Origin of the sequence: Methyloversatilis discipulorum (assembly GCF_000527135.1) — a bacterium.
GTDB classification, from domain to species: Bacteria; Pseudomonadota; Gammaproteobacteria; order Burkholderiales; family Rhodocyclaceae; genus Methyloversatilis; species Methyloversatilis discipulorum.
The window spans coordinates 2,842,770-2,864,916 of the sequence record NZ_AZUP01000001.1; the positions used below are offsets into that span (position 1 = coordinate 2,842,770).

Here is a 22,147-nt window from a genome sequence, read left to right on the forward strand (position 1 = left end):
GTGGATGACATGACGCAACACACCCCACGCCCGGCCTTCCTGCGCCACGACTGCGTGTCCGAGGACGGATGCCGGATCGCCTGGTGGTCGGCCGGCAATCCGGACGGATCTCCGATCGTACTGCTGCACGGCTTCGCGCTCGACCACTCGGTGTGGGCGCCGCTCTATGCGCAGCCGGCACTGCTCGAACGCTGCCACCTGGTCATGCCCGATCTACGCGGTCACGGTGCATCGGACCGCATGCAAACAGCGGCCCACTACACCTCAGGCGACGCCTGGGCAGCCGACCTGGACTCCGTCATCCGCGCCTCGGGCGTGGTGCAGCCGAGCGTGGTCGCCTGGTCCTTCGGTGGTCGCAGTGTGCTCGACTATGCGCGCCGCTACGGCACCGACGGGCTGCACGGCATCCAGTTCGTCGCGGCTGCCAGTCTCGCGCATTTCGCCTCGGCAGGACCGGATCACGTCGTTCTCGAGGCGCTGTGCTCGGAGGACGAAACCACTGTTGCCGACGCGACCGCGCGCTTCATCGGCGACGTGCTGGGCGTGCCGCGCGACAGCGCCGACTTCGCCGCGCTGACCGCGGTCGCGGCGCGCTGTCCGGTCGAGCACCGGCGCTGGATGCGCCAGCGCGGGCTGGATTACGACGCACTGATCGGCGGCCTCGACCTACCGCTGATGTGGGTGAACGGCGAGCACGACAACATCGTGCTGGCCTCGCGTGCCGAAGTGTTCCGCGAACTGCTGCCCGACAGCCGCACATCGATCCACGCCGGTGCACGCCATGCACCCTTCCGCGACGACCCGGCGCGCTTCACTCGCGAACTGCTGGATTTCATCACCGATCCGCCGCCCTGCCGGCGCACCGCTCGCGCGGTCGCGCGGCAAGGCTGAGCAAGACCATACAGAACATCAGAGGAGACACCATGTACCCGCTACCCGAAGGCTGCTTCGCCCCCCGCAACCAGTGGTATATCGCCGCCTGGGCGGACGAGATCAGGCGCGAGCCGATGGAACGCTGGATCCTGAACGAGCCGATTGCCTTCTACCGCACCGAAGACGGTCGCGCGGTCGCACTCGAAGGCCGCTGCCCGCACCGCCACTTCCCGCTCGGCAAGAGCCGGCTGATCGGCGACAACATCGAATGCATGTACCACGGCATCACCTTCTCGCCGAAGGGTGACTGCGTGCGCATCCCGTCGCAGGGCATGGTGCCGGCCAGCTGCAAGGTGAAGGCCTATCCGCTGGTCGAGCGCTGGAAGTGGCTGTGGATCTGGATGGGCGATCCGGCGCTGGCCGACGAATCGCTGATTCCGGATCACCACGAGATCGGTCTGACCGACCCGGCCTTCACGGTCGAGTCCGGCACCTATCACGCAGTGCCCGGCCGCTACATGCTGATGCACGACAACCTGTTCGACCTCACCCACCTCGGCTTCCTGCATCAGACCAGCATCGGTGCCGGCGACTACAGCGTGGTCGACGAGCAGCGGGACAACGGCGACAACTGGATCAGCAGCCAGCGCGAGTTCCCGAATATCCAGTGCCCGCCGCTCTATGCGCAGGTGTTCGGTTACGAGGGCAAGGTCGACCGCGCTTTCGGCATGAAACTTTTCCTGCCTTCGCTGCATGCCGGCTACGACTTCCTGTGCAAGTCCAGGACCGACAGCGACGACCCGGGTGCCGTGCTTGGCAAGGTGCGCGTCTATCACGCGATCACGCCCGCCACGAAGAACACCGCCCACTACTTCTTCGCCTACGGCCGCACGTTCAAGCAGGACGACGACGCTTTCGGCAAGGCCATGCTGGCCAGCTTCAATGCGGTGATCGAGGAGGACATGCTGGCCACCCGCGAAATCGAGTCCATGCTCACCACGCTGGGCACGACGCCGCCGGAGGTGCTGCTGAAGGCCGATGCCACCTGCGTGCGCGGACGGCGGCTGTTTGAAAGTCTCATCCGCAAGGAACAGGCGGTCTGATGGCTACGGTCCAGACGCTGCAGGTGCGCGTCGCGCGTCGCGAAGCCGAGGCCGAGGGCATCGCCCGCTTCGAGCTGGTCAGTGCGGACGGCGCACCACTGCCCGCCTTCACCGCGGGTTCCCATGTCGATGTGCTGCTGGGCGACGGTTTGACCCGGCAGTACTCGCTGTGCGGCCATCCGGCCGATCGCAGCCGCTACCAGCTGGGCGTGCTGCTTGACCCGGCGTCGCGCGGTGGCTCGCGTGCGATGCACGCGCTGGCAGAGGGCGCCACGCTTGCGATCAGCGCGCCGCGCAACCACTTCGAACTGGCGGCCGATGCGCGCCACCATCTGCTGCTGGCCGGCGGCATCGGCGTCACGCCGCTGCTGTGCATGGCGGAGCAGCTGGCGGCCGACGGCGCCGATTTCACGCTGCACTACTGCACCCGCTCGCTCGATCGCACCGCCTTCCGCGCGCGGATCGCGTCCGCCGGCTGGGCGGCGCGTACGCAGATTCACGTCGACGACGGCGACGCATCCCAGTCCTTCGACATGAAGGGCGTGCTGGCGACCCCCGAGCCGGGCACGCATCTCTACGTATGCGGCCCCAGGGGTTTCATGGACGCTGTGCTGGCGACCGCGCGCGCGCAGGGCTGGCCGGAAGACCGCATCCACTACGAGTTCTTCGGGGCGACCGTGGTGACGACGGACGCCGACGCCGACTTCGACGTGAAGCTGGCCCGTTCCGGCCGTGTCATTCCGGTGCGGCGCGAACAGACGGTGGCGCAGGCGCTTGCCGCGGCTGGCGTCGATCTGCCGGTGTCCTGCGAGCAGGGCGTGTGCGGCACCTGCCTGACACGCGTCATTGACGGCACGCCTGACCACCGCGACATGTACATGACCCCGGCGGAACAGACGAAGAACGACCAGTTCACGCCCTGCTGCTCGCGCTCGCTGAGCCCGCTGCTGGTGATCGATCTCTGAATGCCGGACACGATGATTCCAGACGAACTGCCCGCAGAACCCGCGACCGAGCTGACGCCGGCGCAGGTGTTTGCCCTCTTCCCGCAGCACGACGACACCCTGCCCTCGCTCCTCGCCTCGCGCGCCGCCGTCATGCCGGATGCCGAAGCCGTGCTTTTCCAGACGCGCAGCTGGACTTACCGCCAGGTGAGCGAAGCGGTGGAGACGCTGGCCGCCGCGCTGAACGCACACGGCATCCGCGCTGGCGACCTGGTCGCGCACGTGGCGCCGAACAGCGACGTGGCCGTCCTGCTCTTCCTGGCGCTGGCGCGCATCGGCGCCGTGTTCGTACCGCTCAATCCGGCGCTGACCGACGACGAGCTGCACTACCAACTGCAGCACTCGCAGGCCGTCGCCGCCTATGCGCCACAGTCGCTGTGCGCGCGCGTCGAGCAGATCGCCACCCGGTGTGCCCGCCCGGCACGCGTGGCACCGCTGGAGCCCTGCGGACTCGACGCGGCCAGCGCCGCCGCCGCGCTGGCATGCATTGCCGGCGAGTCGCCGGCCGACGCACCGCCGCTGCCTATGCCCTCGCCAGATGATCCGGCGGTGGTCATCTACACATCCGGCACCACCGGCTTCCCGAAGGGCGTGGTGCACAGTCAGCGCACGGTGGTGTGGTCGGCCGAGGTTTTTGTCGGCCGGCTGAGGCTGCAGCCGCGCGAGCGCATGCTCACGGTGTTCCCGCTGTTCCACGTCAACGCGCTGTTCTATTCCTTCGCCGGTGCGCTGGCCTGCGGCGGCACCTTCATCACCGCGGCGAAATTCAGCGCGTCGACCTTCTGGCAGACCGCGGTCGACACCGGTGCCACCCAGCTCAACATTCTGGCGGCGCTGGGCTCCATCCTCGGCCTGCGGCCGCGTTCCGAATTCAATCCGGCGCACCGCATCCGCAAGATCTACGGCGGTCCGATCAGCGTCGACATGTTCCGGCTGTTCCAGCAGGAATTCGGCGTGCCGCTGCTGATCGAGGGCTACGGCATGTCGGAGATTCCGTCCACCTGCAGCAACCCCTACGAAGGGCCGCACAAGCCCGGAAGCATCGGCCGCGCCGGTGTGCATCCGCGCTTCGACGGCGCGTTTGCACAGCTGCGCGTGGTCGATGATGACGGCCGCGACGTCGAGGTGGGCGAAGCCGGTGAATTGCTGGTGCAGACACCGACCCTGTTCGTTGCCTACCTGAACGATGCGCAGCAGACCGCCGAGGCGTTCCGCGACGGCTGGTTCGCCACCGGTGATCTGGTGCGCATGGACGCCGACGGCTATTTCTATTTCGTTGCGCGCAAGAAGGACATCATCCGCAAGCGCGGCGAAAACATATCCGGCGCCGAGCTCGACGTCTTACTGGGCCGACATCCGGAGCTGGCGGAGGCGGCGACCATCGCGGTGCCGTCCGAACTGGGCGAGGACGACATCCTGGCAGTGCTCGTTGCGCGGGACGGCGCCACGCCGACGCACGAGGCGGTGATTGAGTGGTGCCACGCCCACATGGCGGCGATCAAGGTGCCGCGCTACCTGGTGTTTGCCGATGCATTGCCGAAGACACCGACGCAGCGCGTGGCCAAGCATCTGCTGAAGAAGGACGCGGCGCTGATCGCCCGTGCCCGCGACATGGAAGCCGCCCAGGCGGCGACGCGCTGATGCAGCCGCGCACTCTGTTCGACAAACTCTGGACGCGCCACGTCGTCGCCATGCGCGGCGAAAACACGGCGCTGCTCTACGTCGATCGTCATCTGGTCTATGAGGTGACCAGCCCGCAGGCCTTCGAGGGTCTGCGGCTTGCCGGTCGCACGCCCTGGCGTCGCGACACGGTGTTGGCCACGGCCGACCACAACGTGCCGACCACTTCGCACGCCGGCGAGATCCGCGACCCGCTGTCGCGCGCGCAGGTCGAGCAGCTCGGGCACAACTGTCGTGAGTTCGGTATCACGCTGTTCCCGCTCGGCGACCGCCGGCAGGGCATCATCCACGTGATCGGGCCGGAACAGGGCGCCACGCTGCCCGGCATGACGGTGGTAGCCGGCGATTCGCACACCAGCACGCACGGCGCCTTCGCCGCGCTGGCCTTCGGCGTCGGCACATCGGAGGTCGAGCACGTGCTGGCTACGCAGTGCCTGCCGGTCGACCGCATGAAGACGCTGTACATCGATGTCAGCGGCACGCTGCCACGTGGCGTGACCGCAAAGGACCTGGTGCTCGACCTGATCCGATGCCTCGGCGCTGCGGGCGGCGCCGGCTGTGCCATCGAGTTCGGCGGCGACACCGTGCGCGGGCTGTCGATGGAAGGCCGGATGACCCTGTGCAATATGGCGATCGAGGCCGGTGCGCGCGTCGCGCTGGTGGCGGTCGACGCGGTGACGCTGGATTACCTCGAAGGCCGGCCGCTGGCACCTCGCGGCGCCGAGTGGGACGCCGCCTGCACATACTGGCGCACGCTGGTCAGCGACGATGGCGCAGTGTTCGACGCGCGGCTGCAGATCGACGCCAGCACGCTGCGCCCGATGGTGAGCTGGGGTACGTCGCCAGCGCAGACGGTGCCGGCCGACGGCCGCGTGCCGGACCCGCGCGACGAGGCCGACCCGGTGCGCCGCGCGCAGATGCAGCGCGCACTTGACTACATGGCGCTCGAACCGGGCACCGCCGTCACTGATATCCGGCCCGACCGCGTATTCATCGGTTCCTGCACCAATGCGCGCATCGAGGATCTGCGCGCGGCTGCAGCCATCGCGCGCGGTGGCCGCGTCGCAGCCTCGGTCAGTCAGGCGCTGGTGGTGCCCGGCTCCGGTCTGGTCAAGGCACAGGCGGAAGCAGAAGGGCTTGATCGCGTCTTCATCGAGGCCGGCTTCGAGTGGCGCGAGCCTGGCTGTTCAATGTGTCTGGGCATGAATGACGACAGCCTTCAGCCCGGCGAGCGCTGCGCCTCGACCTCAAACCGCAACTTCGAAGGTCGCCAGGGCGCCGGCGGCCGCACCCATCTTGTCAGCCCGGCAATGGCTGCCGCCGCGGCACTGGCCGGCCACTTCGTCGATATCGGCGCGGAGGCCTGACATGCAGCCTTTCACCGCACTGACCTCGCACGTCGCGCCGCTGGACCGCGCCGACGTCGATACCGACGCGTTGATTCCGAAGCAGTTCATGAAGTCGATCGCGCGCACTGGCTTCGGCGACAACCTTTTCGACGCCTGGCGTTACCGTGACCCGGGCTATCCCGGCAAGCCGCAATCGGCGCGCGAACCCGAACCGGATTTCGTGCTCAATCGGCCGTCCTGCAGAGGCGCGCAGATCCTGCTCGCACGCGACAACTTCGGCTGCGGCTCCAGCCGCGAACACGCGCTGTGGGCACTTGCCGACTATGGCTTCCGCGTCATCGTGGCGCCGAGCTTCGCCGACATCTTCTTCAACAACTGCTTCAAGAACGGCGTGCTGCCCGTCGTGCTGCCGACCCCACAGATCGACCGCCTGTTCGCCGACGTCGGCGACGGACGCGAGGACTACCGGTTGACGGTCGATCTGGCAGAACAGACGCTGCGTTTGCCAGATGGCGAACGGCTGGGCTTCGAGGTGGACGCCTATCGAAAACACTGTCTGCTGCATGGTCTGGACGACATCGCATTGACGCTGCAGCAGGCGGACGACATCCGCGCCTACGAGCAGCGGCGGTGCACGCTCGAACCATGGCTTTTTCCGGCATGAGCGCCCGCCGCACGCGGCTGCGCAACGCGCTCGCCGGGACGCAATGCCTGAACTGCCCGTCGGTATTCGATCCGATGTCGGCACGACTGGCCGAGGCTGCCGGCTTCGGTATCGGCATCCTCGGCGGCTCGGCGGCAGCGCTGACCCTGCTCGGTCTGCCCGACCTGAACCTGATCACGCTGACCGAACTGAGCGGGCTGACGCGCCGCATCACCGACACCAGCGACGTCGCGTTGATCGTCGATGCCGACGGCGGCTACGGTAACGCGCTCAATGTGATGCGCACGGTGGGCGAGCTGGAGGCAGCAGGCGCCGCTGGCCTGTCGATCGAGGACAGCTGGCTGCCGCAGGCCTACGGCCGGCACACCGACCCGCTGATACCGATAGACGAGGCGGCCGACAAGCTGCGCGCCGCGGTTTCCGCGCGGCGCGATCCGTCCTTCGTGTTATTCGCGCGCACCTCGGCGCGCGCCTGCAGATCGGACGACGAACTGATCGAGCGCCTAACGCGTTACGCCGACACCGGTGTCGACGCGCTGTGCATCGTCGGCTCCGACAATGATGAACGGCTGGCGAAGATATCCGCGCACATCCGCCTGCCATGGTTGCTGATCGGCTACGCAGGCTCCGATCCGGCAAGGCTCGACACGCTGGCGAGCCACGGCGCACGCCTGCATCTCGACGGACATCACGGCATGCTCGCCGCGCTGGAGGCGATGCAGACCGCCTACCGCTCCCTGCCCGGCGCTGCGCCGGCGACGCCGCCCCTGTCGACCGACGCATTGGTGCCGCACCTGAGCCGCGTGGCGCGATATCGAGAGGCAGAGCGTTACCTGAAGCCGGCAACCGCCAGCGGCTGAACACCCGACGTCCTCGTGCCGGCCACGCCCAAGTGCCCCACTGACCCGGGCGCGGCCCGGTGTTTGATGGAGCGCCGCGTGCGCTCCATTTTTTCTCAAGCGCCGTCGTCGATGAACTGCAGCCGTGCCAGCTGTGCGTATAGCCCGTTGCGCGCCAGCAGTTCTGCGTGCGTGCCGGATTCGATGGCGTGGCCGTGGTCGAGCACGACGATGCGGTCGGCGCGCTGCACGGTGGCCAGGCGGTGCGCCACCACCAGCGTAGTGCGGCTGGCCATCAGCGGCGCCAGCGCGGCCTGCACCATGCGTTCGCTTTCGGCGTCGAGCGCCGAGGTGGCTTCGTCCAGCAGCAATATCGGGCGGTCGGCGAGAATGGCGCGGGCAATGGCGAGACGCTGGCGCTGGCCGCCGGACAGGCGCACGCCGCGCTCGCCGAGCGGGCTGTCATAGCCGCCGGGCAACTGACGGATGAAGGCGTCGGCGAAAGCGGCCTCGCAGGCTGCGCGCACTTCCTCGTCGCTCGCCTCCGGTCGCGCGTAGCGCACGTTGTCGGCGACGCTGGCGGCGAAGATGACCGCCTCCTGCGGCACCAGCGCGATGCGCGCGCGCACGGCGGCCGGGTCGGCCTGCGCCAGCGGCACGCCGTCGATCTCGACGCTGCCGGCCTGCGGGTCATAGAAGCGCAGCAGCAGCTGGAACAGCGTGGATTTGCCGGCGCCGGACGGGCCGACCAGCGCCACCGTCTCGCCAGCACGCACCGTCAGGTCGAAGCGGTCCAGCGCCGGAATGTCCGGCCGGCTGGGGTAGCAGAAGCGCACGCCGCGGAAGGCGATGTCGCCGCGCGACGGCTGCGGCAGCGGCTGCGGGTCGGCCGGGGCGGCGATGTCCGGCTGGGTATCGAGTAGTTCGATCAGCCGTTCGGTGGCGCCCGCGGCGCGCTGCAGTTCGCCCCACACCTCGGACAGCGCACCGACCGAACTGGCGACGATGGCGGCGTAAAACACGAAGGCCGACAGCTCGCCGGCGCTGAGCCGCCCGGCCAGCACGTCATGACCGCCCACCCACAGGATGAGCGCGACCGAGCCGAACACCAGCAGGATGACCATGACGATCATGACTGCCGTATGGCGATAGCGGCGCACGCCGGTGTCGAAGCTGCGCTCGACCAGCGCGGCGAAATGCGTGCGGTCGGCCGCCTCGTGACCGCAGGCCTGCACGATGCGGATGGCGTGCACGCTCTCATCGACATGAGTGCCGAGGTCGGCCACCCGTGCCTGTCGCTCACGCGACAGCCCGCGCACGCGGCGGCCGAAGATGACGATGGGCGCCACCACCACCGGCACGCCGGCCAGCACCAGCAGCGTCAGCCGGCCACTGGTCAGCCCCAGCATGACCAAGCCGCCGGCCAGCATCAGCGTGTTCCGCAGCGCGATCGACAGGGTCGATCCGACCACGTTCTCGATCTGCGCGGTGTCATTGGTCAGCCTGGAAATGACCTCGCCGGTGCGACCGGCTTCGAAGAAGGAGGGCGGCAGCGTCAGCAGGTGGGCATACACCCGCGTGCGCAGGTCGGCCGCCACCCGTTCGCCCAGCCAGGACACGTTGTAGAAGCGCAGCCAGGTGGCACCAGCGAGCAGCACGACCAGCCCCAGCGTGCCGGCCAGCGCGCGGTCCAGCCACTGCGGGTCGCCAGCGGCAAAACCCTGGTCGATCACGCTGCGCAGGCCTTGGCCGAGCGCCAGCGCCGAAGTGGCAGCGAGCACCAGCCCGAGCGCCGCCAGCGCAAGACGGCCGCGGTGCGGCCTCACAAGTTCCCACATCACCTGCCTGGCACGACTCAAATCACTCACGCAGAATCATCCTTTTTGTTGTATATTCGCGCCCCTACCCAAGTGCGCGGGTGGCGAAATTGGTAGACGCGCTGTCTTGAGGGGGCAGTGCCGCAAGGCGTGAGAGTTCGAGTCTCTCTCCGCGCACCACACCTTCAGCACCTTCCGGTGCGCATCCCGAACCGTCCGGATCGGGATTGTTTCATGTCATTCAAATTGCCCGCAGCCTTCCGTGCTGCAGTGCGCTGCTGCCGTTCCACGCGCTTTGCTACTATGCGCGTCGCAATTCCGAGCCAATCAACCCAAATCAAGACTTCCTGACTACGAGCAGGAGGCGGACGAGGTCGGAGAAGGAGACAGCGATGGCGTTGGACAAGGTCCTGCTGGGACGCTTGCTGCAGTTGAACGAACCGTGGACGGTACGCGATTTCCGCTTCGACCCGGGTGCCCGCCGCATCGACGCATGGATAGGGCTCGAAGTTCAGCGCGGCTGGTTCGGTCTGGCGCGCAAGCAGGAGCCGGAGGCGGCAGAGCGCGTCTGGCGTCACATCGATCTTGCCGGCTGGCGCTGTCATCTGCGCGTGCTGGCGCCGCCCAACGCCGATCTCAGCTCGCTGCCGTGGGCCGGCCCGGCCGACATGCCCTTCTCGCAGGCACTGTCCAAACAGGTGTTCGCACTGTTCAACGAAGGTGTTTCGCTGAACGGCATCTGCGCCATCACCGGCATTCCGCTGCAGGAACTGTGGAAGTTCAAGTTCGCGCTCGACCAGGGCAAGGCGGCGATCGCCGAACCGTCGAAGGCCTCCGCCACGCCAAGCATGCAGCCCGCCGCTGATCCCGGTGCGCCGCCCGCAGCGGCGTCCGACGACGACATTCCCGACGTGGCCGATCCGGTCTGGCTGCAGCTGATCGAAGGCCAGCGCGACATCGACATCCGTGCGCTCAGCCTGAAGCTGTTGATGACCCGCCTGCGCAGCCAGATGGAAGTGATCACCGACGACGAGGTGCGCATGCTGAAGCTGCGCGAGCTGCACCGCTACTTCGTCAAGAACGCCCGCATGCTCGGTCACGAACTGGCGCAACTGCGCACGCACTGATTCCCGGACGGACTTACATGACGACTCAGAACACGCCCGCGGTGAGCGGACGCATGATGGGGCTGTCCGAAGCGACGGCCCTGATCCGCGGCGGTGGTCACTTCAGCGTCGCCGGCGACGAGGCGCTGCTGCGCCAGCTGCCGCGCGGCCACTGGATAGGCGGCACCATTCCCTACTTCATGGGCCAGGACGGCGGTGTCACCACGCGCGACCAGCTCTATGTCGCGCAGGTGCCGGTGATCAACGGCCTGCCGATGATCCGCTTCTACGACCAGATCAGCCTCGAACGCGTCTGCGCCGACGCGCCGGAGAATGGTTTTTCCATCATCGTGATGCCTGCCTTCTCGGCCGTGCATTCGCTGTTCGCGCGCAACGCGCCGGGCTACGAAGACATGTACCTGAAGCCGCTGGTCGGCTGGATTTCCGGCATTCACCTGTCGGATCTCGGCCGCGCCAGCCCGCTGGTGGTCAATGGCGAAACGCTGGAATTCGACGGCGAGCGTGCGCTGGTGATGCATGTGCCGCTGCCGGAGAACAAGTACGCGCAGATCGACATCATCAACCTGTTCACCCAAGGCGAAGGCGACCGCATCCGCTTCCCGGCCAAGGGTTTCAGCGCGACCGAATGCCTGATCAACGGTCAGCCCGGCAACTTCGCCCAGTACGTGAGTTCGCGCGCGATCGACACCAAGCTGCCGCTGGTCGCCGACTACAGCGGCGCGATGATCAACGTGAGCATCAAGTCGGTCGATGCCGGCAAGGGCACGGTCGATTTCTACGCGCCGGTGTTCGACGACATCGAGTACCGCTTCGCCGCGCCGGTGCCGGACTACGTCAGCGCCTTCCACACCGCGCTGCCGGGGCAGACCGGCCCGATAGGCTTCAGCTGCAACTGCGTGCTGAACTATCTGTACAGCGAGCTCGAAGGCAAGCGCGTACCGGCCATGCTCGGCCCGATGACCTTCGGCGAAGTGGCTTACCAGCTGCTGAACCAGACGCTGGTGTATCTGACCATCGAGGGCTGAGCGCGCTCTTGTGGGCGTGGCCTCGGCCGCGAGGTAAGCAGGGTTCGATAAAGGCCGCTGTCGGGGTCGGAAGACCCCTCCCACAGAACCCAGGCCCAGGCTCAGGTCGCAGATCCGGCGCACTCCCTGTGGGAGCGGTCTTGGCCGCGACTCGGCCGCTGCACTAAGCAGGCTTCGATTGAGGCCGCTGTCGGGGTCGGAAGACCCCTCCCACAGAACCTCGCCCACGCGCGACGGCCGGGTGCCGATTGGCGTAGCATGCCGCTTTCCCGTCCAGCATCGCATCCCGCATGAACGACTCCTCCCAGCCGCGCCGCCTCGCGCTCGTCATCGACGCCGACAACGCGCAGCCCTCTCTGATACAGCCCGTCCTGCTTGCCGCCGCCTCGCGTGGCCGCGTCACCGTGCGCCGCATCTACGGCGACTGGACCTCGCCCAACATGACCAGCTGGAAGGCGCACCTGCTCGATCACTCGATCCGGCCGATCCAGCAGTTCCGCATCGTCGGCGGCAAGAACGCGACCGACAGCGCGATGATCATCGACGCGATGGACCTGCTGCACTCCGGCCTGGTCGATGGCTTCTGCATCGTCTCCAGCGACTCCGACTTCACCTCGCTGGCACGCCGCATCCAGGAAAGCGGCCTGTTCGTGATGGGCGTCGGCCGCCGCACGACACCGGTCGCCTTCCAGCGCGCCTGCGAGGAGTTCGTGTTCACCGACGACATGCGTGCGTCACCGCCGGCTTCGGCGCAGAAGAAGAAACCTGCGGCATCGTCCGGCAGCGCCGCCGCACGCCCCGAACAGACGCCGCGCCGGCCACGCAATACGCAGCCGGACGCGCAGATCCTCGAACTGCTGTCGCAAGGCATACGCTCGGCGACCGACGAGGACAGCGGCTGGGCCGGCATCGGCCGCGTCGGCCAGATCGTGCGCCAATACGAACCCGGCTTCAGCCACAAGGACTACGGCCACGCCAGCCTGTCCGGCCTGCTCGAAAGCCATCCGGAACTGTTCCGCCTGCGCAAGGGCGACAACGGTCAGGCGCAGGTGCAGCTGATCGAGCGTGCGGCCGACAAGCAACTCGAACTGCTGCCGGAACCGGCAGCGGACGGCGCGCCCGAAACGACGGCAGAGGCGCCGGCCAAGTCGCGCCGCAGCCGCCCGCAACGCAAGACGAAGCCGGCCGCCGAGACGGTGGCGCCCGCGCCGGCCGAAACGCCCGCCGCTGCCGTGCAAGCGGCGGTCGAGTCAACCGAGGTCAAGCCCGCCAAGCCGCGGGCACCGCGCCGCAGCCGCACCCGCAAACCGGAAGGCGAAGCGCCGCAGTCCTGAGCGCCCGCCTCAGCCGCGCGCTTCTTCCTCTGCGGCCGGGTCCTGCCGCGGCGGCCAGAAGAAGTCGCGCGGCCGCGTCAGGAAGCGACGAGCCAGTTTGACCGACAGCCCGCGCGTATCTTCCGGCTCGATGCCGCGCGAGCGCAGCGCCACCTTCATCGCCAGACTGAAGCTGACGATGAGGTTGGTCAGGCCGATCAGCATCACGCCGAACACGCCGACGGCAATGGCGTGCCAGTCGAGGTCGAAGCCGAGCGCGTGCGTGCCGTAGGCGAGGTTGGCCGAGGCGAAGGCGACGTGGCGGATATCGAGCGGCAGGCCCAGCAACTGGCCGATGATCGGTGTACAGCCCAGCATGCAGCCGAACAGGAAATTCCCCATCAGCGCCCCGAGGTTGTGTTCGATGTAGTCGGACAAGCGGTTCAGTCGCGTCTCGCCGAGCAGCGAACGCAGCCATTTCACGCGGCGCAGGCGTTCCGGCACCCGGTGGTACAGCGACTGGTTGTCGTAGTAGCCGGAGATCAGACCGCTGAGGAAGAGGAAAACGCCGGCGATCGCCGCATGCGGAATGGCCAGACTGAGCAGCGGATGCAGGTCGTGCAGCAGGTGTGCACCCTTGACCGGATCGACCGGGTGCCAGTCGAGGAAGGTGCCGCCGACCATCGCGATCGACATCGCGGTCAGGAAGCCGATCAATACGTTGCCGGCGATCGATATCCACTGCGTACGGCTCACCTGCGCCGCCAGATCGGCCAGCACACCGAGTCGCGCGTCGCGGTTCTGCTTGCCGTCGAGCGCGGCGGCCAGCGTGGCGGCGGTCATCGCCGGCTGCTTGGTCGCCACCGTCAGGTGCAGGATGTGGATCAGCACAAAGCCCAGACCGTAGTCCAGGCTGTGCACCACGGCCTCCCAGACCGGGGGCAGGCCGAGCTTGCCGGTCACGATCTTGATCAGTGCCATGCAACCGATGATCAGGCCGGCACCGGCGGCGGCACGGAACATGCCGAAGAACTCGCCGCGACTTTCGGTCACGTAGTGCTCGCCGGACTTGCTGGCCTGTTCGGTCACCCGCCGCGCCAGCAGTTCGGTGGTGCCCGAGAACAGGTCGCGTACGCTGTTGCGGCGGGTTTCCTGACGCACCAGACAGAGGAAGAAATCGATCGCGCGGGCGCGCAAGGTTGGCGCATCGACCGCCGGATCGGGCAGCACCAGCATGCGCAGCAGGCGCAGGCGGGCGACGATCTGTTCGATGCGCGCGAGCAGGAACACCAGGTTCACGCCCACGCCCGCCTCGCGCGAACGACGACGGATGGTATCGACATAGCTCACGCACTGGTCCAGCAGCACCTCGAGGTGGCCATCGTGCGGCTGCAGGCCCTCGCCGTGGCTGTGGCGCTCGATGAAAGCGCGCACCTCGTCGCTCTGCGCGAGGAAGGGCGATTCGTGCCGGGCCAGCGCCGGCTGGTAGCGCAGCAGCGCCGGTTCCATGCCGAGCGCGGCAAGACGGTGCGAGGCCATACGCATGCCTTCGTACAGCTCGTGCCGCATCTGCCGGCGGGCGGGGGCGAAGGCTTCGCCCTCGACGGCGAGCGCGTCGAGCAGCGCCTGCCAGTCCTCGGCCGGGATGGCATTCATCCAGGCGCCGTCGCCGGCATCGTCGAACACCTCGCTGAACAGGTCGCGCAGAAAGTCATCGTCGACGGCCGGCGGCAGCATGCGACCGAGCAGACGGCTGCTCAGGCCGCTGAAGAAGCCCTGGTTGGCCAGCACGCCGGACTCGGCATACAGCGTGCGGTGCATGCGCGCCGCCAGCACCGCGTTCAGGTGCGCGGACAGCGCAGCGGCCAGTTCGGCGCGCGTGCCCAGCAGCCGCAGCAGCGCGCGGAAGCGGGATTCGGCGACCTCGACGCCGTCGCGGCGTCCGGGGCGCATCAGCGCGATCAGCCGGGCGAGCCGCTCGCCGGACGTGTCGTTGGTGTTGCGCGCCACCTCTTCGAGCAGCGCAGTCAGTTCGGCGACGTAGGCAGTGCTATGTGTCGTCATGGTTGAAGCGGAAAAACGGAATGTGGATCGGGGTCGGCGCACCGCCCCGCGCGGCGTTCAGTCGCCGCGGGCGATGCGGCCATCGACCAGTTCGATGCGGCGGTCACAGCGCGCCGCCAGACGCGGATCGTGCGTCACGATGAGGCAGGCGCTGCCGCGTTCGCGATTGAATTCGCGCAGCAGCGCAAAAATATCATCCGCCGTGTGAGTGTCCAGATTTCCGGTCGGTTCATCGGCCAGTATCAGCCGCGGCGACAGCGACAGCGCGCGCGCGATCGCCACCCGCTGCTGCTGGCCGCCGGACATCTGGTTGGCCTTCTTGTGCTCGTGCCCTTTCAGACCGACGCGGTCCAGCAGGTCGAAAGCCACCGCCTCGGCCTGCGCGGTGGCGACACCGTGCTCGATGATGGACGGCATCATGACATTTTCCAGCGCGCTGAAGGCCGGCAGCAGATGATGGAACTGGAATACGAAGCCGATATGACGGCCACGCAGCACGGTCAGCGCCTGTTCGCTCAGGCCGCGGGTTTCGGTGCCGGCAATCGCCAGATCGCCGGCGGTCGGGCGCTCCAGCAGGCCGATCAGATTGAGCAGCGTGCTCTTGCCCGAGCCGCTGGGTCCGATCAGCGCACAGAACTCGCCCTCGGCCAGTTCGAAGTCGAGCCCGTGCAGCACTTCGGTCTCGACCGGCGTGCCGACGCCATAGGACTTGCGCAGACCACGCAGCGACACGATGGCGTTCATGCGCCGCTCCTCATGCACGAATCGCCTGCACCGGGTCCATCTTGGCCGCCCGCCGCGCCGGAATCAGCGCCGCCAGCACGCCCACCACCAGCGCGATCAGCGCGGCCGACACCGCGATGCCGGTGTCCAGCTGCGGCTGGAACAAGGGCGCGCCGTCGCCGGTGCGATAGACGCTGGAGAAGAACTGCAGCAGACCCCAGGCGAGGCCAACGCCGGACAGCGCACCGACGAAACCGACCAGCCCGCCCTGCAGCAGAAAGATGCCCATCACGCGGTTCGAACTGGTGCCCATCGCGCGCAGGATGCCGATCTCCTTCTGCTTCTGCACCACGCTCACCACCAGCACGCTCGATATGCCGAGCGCAACGATGACGATGACGAAGCCGCGGATCAGGTTGTTCGATACGGTCTGGTTGCGCAAGGCGGCGAGCAGCTGCGAGTTGGTGGTCATCCAGCTGTCGACCGTCAGGCCGCTGCCGGCCTGCAGACGTTCGCTCACCTCCTGCGCGTCGAAGATGTCGGCCACCGTGATGTCGATGTTCGACACACCGCCCGGCAGGTCCAGTAACGACTGCGCCAGCTTCATCGTCGTGAACACCCAGCGCCGGTTCAGGTCCTTGTTGCCGATGTCGAACAGGCCGGTGATCTGCAGCAGTTCGTCGCGCCCGCCGGCAGCGCGCAGGAACATCTTGTCGCCCACCGTGACGCCGAGGTCCTTGGCCAGTTCGATGCCGATGATGGCGTTCGTGCCGTCGACCTGGAACTGCCCGCGCGTCATATAGGTATCCATCTTGACGATGCGGCGATAGCGGTCGGGCTCGACGCCGACCAGCGCGACCGACTTGCTGGCCCGCCCGCGCAACGCGAAAGCCGGGCCGCTGACCACCGGCGACACCGCGACCACGCGCGGCTGCGCTTCGGCCAGCTTGACCATCGCTTCCCACTGGTCGATCGAGCGCAGTCGCTGCGCGCGCGGCTCGATCAGCACGGAGCTGGCGGGGTCGGTCGAGGCGCGCAGATTCACCTCTTCCAGCGGGCGCATCACGACGTGCGCCTGGCTGCCCAGCACGCGGTCGATGATGGTGGCCTGCAGTTGCGATATCAGCTGCGACAGGAACACGATGACGGCGACGCCGCCGGTCACGCCGAGCAGGATGAGCGCGGTCTGCATGCGGCCCTCGCGCAGGAAGCGCAGCGCGACCAGGAATTCGAATGGAAGCTTGGGCCGCGCCATCGTCAACGACCGAGATTGGGCGTCGGGCCCGGCGCGCCGCGCGCCGGCTTGATGCGGATGCGGTCGCCGTCGAGCGCGCCGCCGGCCGGCATGATGGCGACGTCGCCCTCGCTCAGCCCGTCGGTGATCTCGACGCGGCCAACGCCACGCAGGCCGACCTTCACCGGCACCTTCGCCGCCACGCCGTCGCGCGCCAGCAGCACCCAGGGCGCGGCGCTGTCGACCTCGCGCACCGCCTCCAGCGGCAGCGACATCGCCTGATCCTTGCGCCCGATCACCACCTCGACCGACACCGTCATGTCGGGCCGCAGAAAGGCCGGCGGTTCGGGCACGCGCAGCCTCACCTCGACCGTACCGCGCTGGGCGTCGATGGCGGGCGACAGGTAATAGACGACGGCGTCGAAGGGCTGACCGGGGAAAGCGTCCGCCACCGCCTGCGCGCGGGCGTCGAGCCGCAGATAGCGCAGGTTCTTCTCGTCCAGCGTCGCGTAGATGCGCGTTTCGCCATTCTCGGCCAGCGTCAGCAGCGCGCGGCCGGCCTGGGCGACGTCGCCCGGCTCGGCGTCGCGCGCAATCACCAGCGCATCGACCGGCGCGCGCAGCGTCAGCAGGTCGCGTCGCGCCTGTGCCGATTCGAGCGCGGCGTGCGCCTGCGCCAGCCGCGCCTGTGCGCTGATGCGTTCGGCACCGCGCGGCGTGTTGGCGTCGCGCTGGGCCTGCGCGGTGCGCAGCTGGGCGCGCGCCGTATCGAGCTGGCGCGCCGCCTCGTCGAGTTTCGACGGCGAGAAGAACTGCTGCGCCACCAGCGCCTGTGCACGCTGATACTCGGCCTCGGCCACGCGCAGATTGGCTTCGGCCTGCTTCACCGCCTGTTCGGCCACCGGCAGGCCGACCGCATCGAGCTGGGTGAAACGCGCCTGCGCTTCGGCGATCTGCGAGCGCGCCTGTTCGACTGCCGCGTCGGCGTCGGTCGCGCGCAGTCGCACCAGCAGGTCACCCGCCTTGACCGCCGCGCCCTCGCGCACGGTCACCTCGTCGATGATGGCAGTGATCTGCGTGCCCAGTTCGATGCGCGACGGCGTGGCGATGCGGCCGGTGGCGACCACGCTCTGGGTGAGCGGCGAGCGCTCGACCTTGACGACATCGACGGCGATGCCGCGTGGCCAGAACAGCCATGCGACGAGCACCGCTGCGGCCAGCAGCAGTGCGATCAGGTGACGGGTTTTCATTGAAGGGGTCAGGAAGCGGGCGGGAGCAGTGTGTCGATCAGCGCGTCGAGCTGTCTGTGATCCGGGTTACCGATGATGCGTTTGACGATGCGGCCATCGCGGTCGACCAGGAAGCTGGTCGGCGTCGCCCGGATGCCGCCGAAACCGCGGTCCAGCTCGCCGACCGGGTCGAAGCCTACGCGAAACGGCAGCTTTTCGCGCTGCGCGAAATCCTGCACATGGCTCGGCGCGTCGTAGGACATGGCAACCGCCACCACCTCGAAACCGCGCGCCGCGTGCCGGCGGTGCGTATCGGCCAGGCCCGGCATGCCGCGGATGCAGGGGCCACAGGACGTCGACCAGAAGTTCACCAGGCGCACCTTCCCGTCGGCGTGTCCGAAGTCGATGCGGCCGCCGTCCAGCAGCGCGACCTGCAGCGCCGGCACCTGCTCCGGATGACCGGTGCCGCGCAGCAGCCACACCACTGCAATCAGCGCCAGCAACACTAACGGTGATACCCATTTGCGATCCATAATCTTCATTCGTTCAAACACAGAGGGCTTCGACCATGCGTGCGATTGTCGGTTTTGTGGCGTGTCTTGTCATGTGCACCCAGGTCTGGGCACTGTCACTGTCCGACCTGTCGGACAAGGACGCCGGAGGTGGCCTGAAGGAGGCGCTGACCCAGGGCGCATCGAAGGCGGTCGATCTGCTGGGCAAGCAGGACGGTTTCCTGAAGAACGCCAAGGTGAAGATTCCGATGCCCGACGGCCTGCGCCAGGCGGAGAAGCTGATGCGCACCTTCGGCATGAAGAAGCAGGCGGACGAACTGATCACCGCGATGAACCGCGCCGCCGAGGCGGCGGTACCGGAAGCGAAGGAACTGCTGGTCGGCGCGGTCAAGGACATGAGCGTCGACGACGCGAAGAAGATACTGACCGGTGGCGACACCTCCGGCACCGAGTATTTCAAGGGCAAGACCTCGGCCCAGTTGAGGGAACGCTTCAAGCCCATCGTGCAGAAGGCGATGGACAAGGTAGGGCTGGCCAAGACCTACGAGAAGTTCGCGTCCAAGGGCGCGAAGTACGGCGTGATCAGCAAGGAAGACGCCGACCTCGACAACTACGTGACGGAGAAGGCGCTCGACGGCCTGTTCACGATGGTGGCCGAGGAAGAGAAGGCGATCCGCAAGAACCCGGTCGGCGCCGCCGGCAGCCTGGCGAAGAAGGTGTTCGGCGCGCTGCGCTAGGCACGGTCCGGGCGGACCCGTGGGAGCGACCTCTGGTCGCGATGCGGCATTCGCCCAACGCCGGCTTCGCTCGACGCTGCTATCGCGAGCAAGCTCGCTCCCACGAAACCCCACCCCGATGGCGGATCGGGCGCATCTGCCGAGAGGGGGCGGCCCTGGCCGCGACGCGGCTGTTGCAGACCACTGGCTTCGATCCCCGCTGCTGTCGGGGTCAGAAGACCCCTCCCACAGAACGCTTGCCCTGATGAGCGACAGGCGCCGTTCCTGTGGGAGCGGCCTTGGCCGCGACGCGGCCGTCGCAGACCACTGGCTTCGATCCCCCGCCGCTGTCGGGGTCAGAAGACCCCTCCCACAGAACCCCGGCACGAGCTCAGGTCGTGGATCGGGCGCACCGCCCCTGTGGGAGCGGTCTTCTGACCGCGACACGGCCGCCGCAGTCCGCCGGCTTCGATCGAGACTGCACTCTCGGACGACGCGCCGGCGACGTCTTCAGCGTTTCGCGGCCTTCGCGAATGCTGCGGCCAGCGCGTTGTTGGCGGCCGGTGCTTCCTTGGCCTTTGCCATCGCCCGCGAGTCGGGGCGGGCGCCGCGGTTGTCGCGGCTTCCGCCGGCCGGCTTCTTCACCACCTCGTCACCCAGCCGCATGGTCAGCGCGATGCGCTTGCGCGCCAGGTCGACCTCGACCACCTTCACCTTGACGATGTCGCCCGCCTTCACCACTTCGGCCGGGTCCTTCACGTAGCGGTTGGCGATGGCCGACACGTGGACCAGCCCGTCCTGGTGCACGCCGATGTCGACGAAGGCGCCGAAGTTGGTCACGTTGGTCACCACACCTTCGAGCTGCATGCCCAGTTCGAGGTCCTTCATGTCCTCTACGCCGTCGCGGAAGCTGGCCGTCTTGAACTCCGGCCGCGGGTCGCGGCCCGGCTTTTCCAGTTCGCGCAGGATGTCCTGCACGGTGGGCAGGCCGAAGCGCTCGTCGGTGTATTTCTGCGCCGACAGCTTCTTCACCGTGGCGGCGTCGCCGATCAGCTCGCGCGCCCTCTTCTGCACATCGGCCAGTATCCGCTCGACCACCGGATAGGCTTCCGGATGCACCGCCGAAGCATCCAGCGGATTGTCGCCATTCATGATGCGCAGGAAGCCGGCGCACTGTTCGAAGGTCTTGTCGCCCAGGCGCGGCACCGACAGCAGGGCCTTGCGCGAGGGGAAAGCGCCGTGCGCGTCGCGATGGGCGACGATGTTCTGCGCCAGCGTCGAGTTCAGGCCGGAAATGCGCGCCAGCAGCGGGGCGGACGCGGTGTTCACGTCGACGCCCACGGCATTGACGCAGTCCTCGACCACCGCGTCGAGCGAGCGCGCGAGCTTGGTCTGACTGACGTCGTGCTGGTACTGACCGACGCCGATGGCCTTGGGGTCAATCTTCACCAGTTCGGCCAGCGGGTCCTGCAGCCGGCGGGCGATGGACACCGCCCCGCGCAGGCTCACATCCAGGCCCGGGAATTCCTTCGCCGCCAGTTCCGACGCCGAATACACCGACGCCCCCGCTTCCGACACGACGATCTTGGTCATCGCCAGTTCCGGCTTCAGCCTGATGAGGTCAGCCGCCAGCTTGTCGGTTTCGCGGCTGGCCGTGCCGTTGCCGATGGCGATCAGCTGCACGCCGTGCTTCTGCGCGAGTGCGGATAGCACATGCAGTGACCCGTCCCAGTCGCGGCGGGGCTCGTGCGGGTAGATGGTGGCGGTATCGACCAGCTTGCCGGTGGCGTCCACCACCGCCACCTTCACGCCGGTGCGGATGCCGGGGTCCAGGCCCATGGTGACGCGCGGGCCGGCCGGTGCGGCCAGCAGCAGGTCCTTCAGGTTCTTGGCGAACACGCGGATCGCTTCCAGTTCGGCACGGCTGCGCAGCTCACCCATCAGGTCGAGCTCGATGTGCACCGACAGCTTGACGCTCCAGGTCCAGCGCGCGGTGTCGACCAGCCAGCGATCGGCGGCACGGCCCTGGTCGCGGATGCCGGCATGCGTCATGACACGGCGTTCGCAGGGGTTGGGCTCGGGCGAGCGGCTGCCGTCTTCCGGGTCGGTATCGAGCGCCAGCTTCACCCGCAGCGCCTCTTCGTTGCGACCGCGGAACAGCGCCAGCGCACGGTGCGACGGAATGTCGGCCAGCTTTTCGCGGTAGGCGAAGTAGTCGCGGAACTTGGCCGCTTCGGCGTCGTTGTCCTTGCCGTCCGCCACCGTGGCGACGACCACGCCATGCTCGGTCACGTAGTCGCGCAGCGCGCCGACGAGCTCCGCGCTCTCGGCGAAGCGTTCCATCAGGATCTGCCGCGCGCCGTCGAGCACCGCCTTGGCGTCGGCGAAGCCGGCTTCGGCGTTCAGGAACTTCGCGGCTTCGGCTTCCGGCGTCAGTGTCGGGTCGGCCAGCAGCGCGTCGGCCAGCGGCTCGATGCCCGCTTCGCGCGCGATCTGCGCCTTGGTGCGACGCTTCTGCTTGTAGGGCAGATACAGATCTTCCAGCCGCTGCTTGCTGTCGGCGTTCTCGATCTCGGCGCGCAGCGCTGGCGTGAGCTTGCCCTGTTCGTCGATGCTGGCGATCACCGCGACGCGGCGCTCTTCCAGCTCGCGCAGGTAGCCGAGCCGTTCCTCCAGCAGGCGCAGTTGCGTGTCGTCGAGGCCGCCGGTGGCTTCCTTGCGGTAGCGCGAAATGAAGGGCACGGTCGCGCCTTCGTCCAGCAGGGCGACGGCGGCGTTGATCTGTTGCGGGCGTGCGCCCAGTTCTGCGGCGAGCCGCTGTTCGATCGGTGGGAGCATTTGAAGCGGGCAGGATGGACAACGGGAGGCGCGAACC

18 protein-coding genes and 1 tRNA gene are annotated in these 22,147 nt (G+C 67.9%); 12 read left to right on the forward strand and 7 right to left on the reverse strand.

Annotated elements, in window-relative coordinates; all coding sequences use genetic code 11:
- The first annotated feature begins 9 nt into the window (after nucleotides 1–9).
- Genes METFAM1_RS0113235 through METFAM1_RS0113265 form a run of 7 tightly spaced genes read left to right on the forward strand, consistent with a single transcriptional unit; the run spans nucleotide 10 to nucleotide 7,533 of the window.
- Nucleotides 10–891 (forward strand): alpha/beta fold hydrolase, encoded by an 882-nt coding sequence (locus METFAM1_RS0113235; protein ID WP_029644363.1) that lies wholly within the window; start codon nucleotides 10–12, stop codon nucleotides 889–891.
- Nucleotides 892–923: 32 nt separating this feature from the next.
- Nucleotides 924–1,976, forward strand: coding sequence for a Rieske 2Fe-2S domain-containing protein (locus METFAM1_RS0113240; protein ID WP_019915805.1), 1,053 nt, complete (start codon nucleotides 924–926; stop codon nucleotides 1,974–1,976).
- Complete coding sequence (locus METFAM1_RS0113245) at nucleotides 1,976–2,941, forward strand: PDR/VanB family oxidoreductase (RefSeq protein ID WP_019915806.1); 966 nt, start codon at nucleotides 1,976–1,978, stop codon at nucleotides 2,939–2,941. The genes METFAM1_RS0113240 and METFAM1_RS0113245 overlap by 1 nt, the downstream gene beginning before the upstream one ends.
- 12 nt (nucleotides 2,942–2,953) lie before the next feature.
- A complete protein-coding gene (locus METFAM1_RS0113250) occupies nucleotides 2,954–4,621 on the forward strand; it encodes an AMP-binding protein (RefSeq protein ID WP_232419757.1) in 1,668 nt (555 codons plus the stop codon).
- Complete coding sequence (gene leuC, locus METFAM1_RS0113255) at nucleotides 4,621–6,027, forward strand: 3-isopropylmalate dehydratase large subunit (RefSeq protein ID WP_019915808.1); 1,407 nt, start codon at nucleotides 4,621–4,623, stop codon at nucleotides 6,025–6,027. Before METFAM1_RS0113250 ends, leuC begins: the two co-directional genes overlap by 1 nt.
- A gap of 1 nt (nucleotide 6,028) precedes the next feature.
- Nucleotides 6,029–6,673, forward strand: a complete 645-nt coding sequence (gene leuD / locus METFAM1_RS0113260) for a 3-isopropylmalate dehydratase small subunit (RefSeq protein WP_019915809.1) — start codon at nucleotides 6,029–6,031, stop codon at nucleotides 6,671–6,673.
- Nucleotides 6,670–7,533, forward strand: a complete 864-nt coding sequence (locus METFAM1_RS0113265; protein ID WP_019915810.1) for an isocitrate lyase/PEP mutase family protein — start codon at nucleotides 6,670–6,672, stop codon at nucleotides 7,531–7,533. The genes leuD and METFAM1_RS0113265 overlap by 4 nt, the downstream gene beginning before the upstream one ends.
- Nucleotides 7,534–7,628: 95 nt before the next feature.
- Here the strand turns inward: METFAM1_RS0113265 and METFAM1_RS0113270 are convergent, their stop codons facing one another.
- Nucleotides 7,629–9,350 (reverse strand): ABC transporter transmembrane domain-containing protein, encoded by a 1,722-nt coding sequence (locus tag METFAM1_RS0113270; protein WP_019915811.1) that lies wholly within the window; start codon nucleotides 9,348–9,350, stop codon nucleotides 7,629–7,631.
- A gap of 74 nt (nucleotides 9,351–9,424) precedes the next feature.
- On the opposite strand from METFAM1_RS0113270, the gene METFAM1_RS0113275 reads away from it, so the two are divergent.
- From METFAM1_RS0113275 to METFAM1_RS0113290, 4 genes are all read left to right on the forward strand, one after another.
- Nucleotides 9,425–9,509 (forward strand) — tRNA-Leu (locus tag METFAM1_RS0113275).
- Nucleotides 9,510–9,721: 212 nt separating this feature from the next.
- Nucleotides 9,722–10,456 carry a hypothetical protein gene (locus tag METFAM1_RS0113280; protein WP_019915812.1) on the forward strand — a complete coding sequence of 245 codons (735 nt, stop codon included), beginning with the start codon at nucleotides 9,722–9,724 and terminating at the stop codon, nucleotides 10,454–10,456.
- 17 nt (nucleotides 10,457–10,473) lie between these two features.
- Entirely contained in the window at nucleotides 10,474–11,481 is a 1,008-nt protein-coding gene (locus METFAM1_RS0113285) for a DUF6976 family protein (protein WP_019915813.1), read from the forward strand.
- Nucleotides 11,482–11,771: 290 nt separating this feature from the next.
- On the forward strand, nucleotides 11,772–12,815 hold the full coding sequence (locus METFAM1_RS0113290) for an NYN domain-containing protein (RefSeq protein WP_019915814.1): 1,044 nt from the start codon (nucleotides 11,772–11,774) through the stop codon (nucleotides 12,813–12,815).
- A gap of 9 nt (nucleotides 12,816–12,824) precedes the next feature.
- Here METFAM1_RS0113290 and METFAM1_RS0113295 read toward each other — a convergent pair whose 3' ends face one another.
- Genes METFAM1_RS0113295 through METFAM1_RS0113315 form a run of 5 tightly spaced genes read right to left on the reverse strand, consistent with a single transcriptional unit; the run spans nucleotide 12,825 to nucleotide 18,586 of the window.
- Nucleotides 12,825–14,858: a site-specific recombinase gene (locus METFAM1_RS0113295; RefSeq protein ID WP_019915816.1), complete on the reverse strand. Its 2,034-nt coding sequence runs from the start codon at nucleotides 14,856–14,858 to the stop codon at nucleotides 12,825–12,827.
- A gap of 57 nt (nucleotides 14,859–14,915) precedes the next feature.
- Nucleotides 14,916–15,602 (reverse strand): ABC transporter ATP-binding protein, encoded by a 687-nt coding sequence (locus tag METFAM1_RS0113300; RefSeq protein WP_019915818.1) that lies wholly within the window; start codon nucleotides 15,600–15,602, stop codon nucleotides 14,916–14,918.
- Nucleotides 15,603–15,612: 10 nt separating this feature from the next.
- The gene (locus METFAM1_RS0113305) at nucleotides 15,613–16,836 is read right to left on the reverse strand and encodes an ABC transporter permease (RefSeq protein ID WP_019915819.1); all 1,224 of its coding nucleotides are present in this window, start codon (nucleotides 16,834–16,836) and stop codon (nucleotides 15,613–15,615) included.
- A gap of 2 nt (nucleotides 16,837–16,838) precedes the next feature.
- A complete protein-coding gene (locus tag METFAM1_RS0113310) occupies nucleotides 16,839–18,065 on the reverse strand; it encodes an efflux RND transporter periplasmic adaptor subunit (RefSeq protein WP_019915820.1) in 1,227 nt (408 codons plus the stop codon).
- A gap of 8 nt (nucleotides 18,066–18,073) precedes the next feature.
- Nucleotides 18,074–18,586, reverse strand: a complete 513-nt coding sequence (locus METFAM1_RS0113315) for a TlpA disulfide reductase family protein (protein ID WP_232419759.1) — start codon at nucleotides 18,584–18,586, stop codon at nucleotides 18,074–18,076.
- Nucleotides 18,587–18,612: 26 nt separating this feature from the next.
- Here METFAM1_RS0113315 and METFAM1_RS0113320 point away from each other — a divergent pair, with 26 nt between their 5' ends.
- Entirely contained in the window at nucleotides 18,613–19,293 is a 681-nt protein-coding gene (locus METFAM1_RS0113320; RefSeq protein ID WP_024300695.1) for a DUF4197 domain-containing protein, read from the forward strand.
- Between the two features lie 489 nt (nucleotides 19,294–19,782).
- On the opposite strand, the gene METFAM1_RS0113325 is transcribed toward METFAM1_RS0113320, so the two are convergent.
- The gene (locus METFAM1_RS0113325; RefSeq protein WP_019915823.1) at nucleotides 19,783–22,110 is read right to left on the reverse strand and encodes a Tex family protein; all 2,328 of its coding nucleotides are present in this window, start codon (nucleotides 22,108–22,110) and stop codon (nucleotides 19,783–19,785) included.
- Between the last annotated feature and the right edge of the window lie 37 nt (nucleotides 22,111–22,147).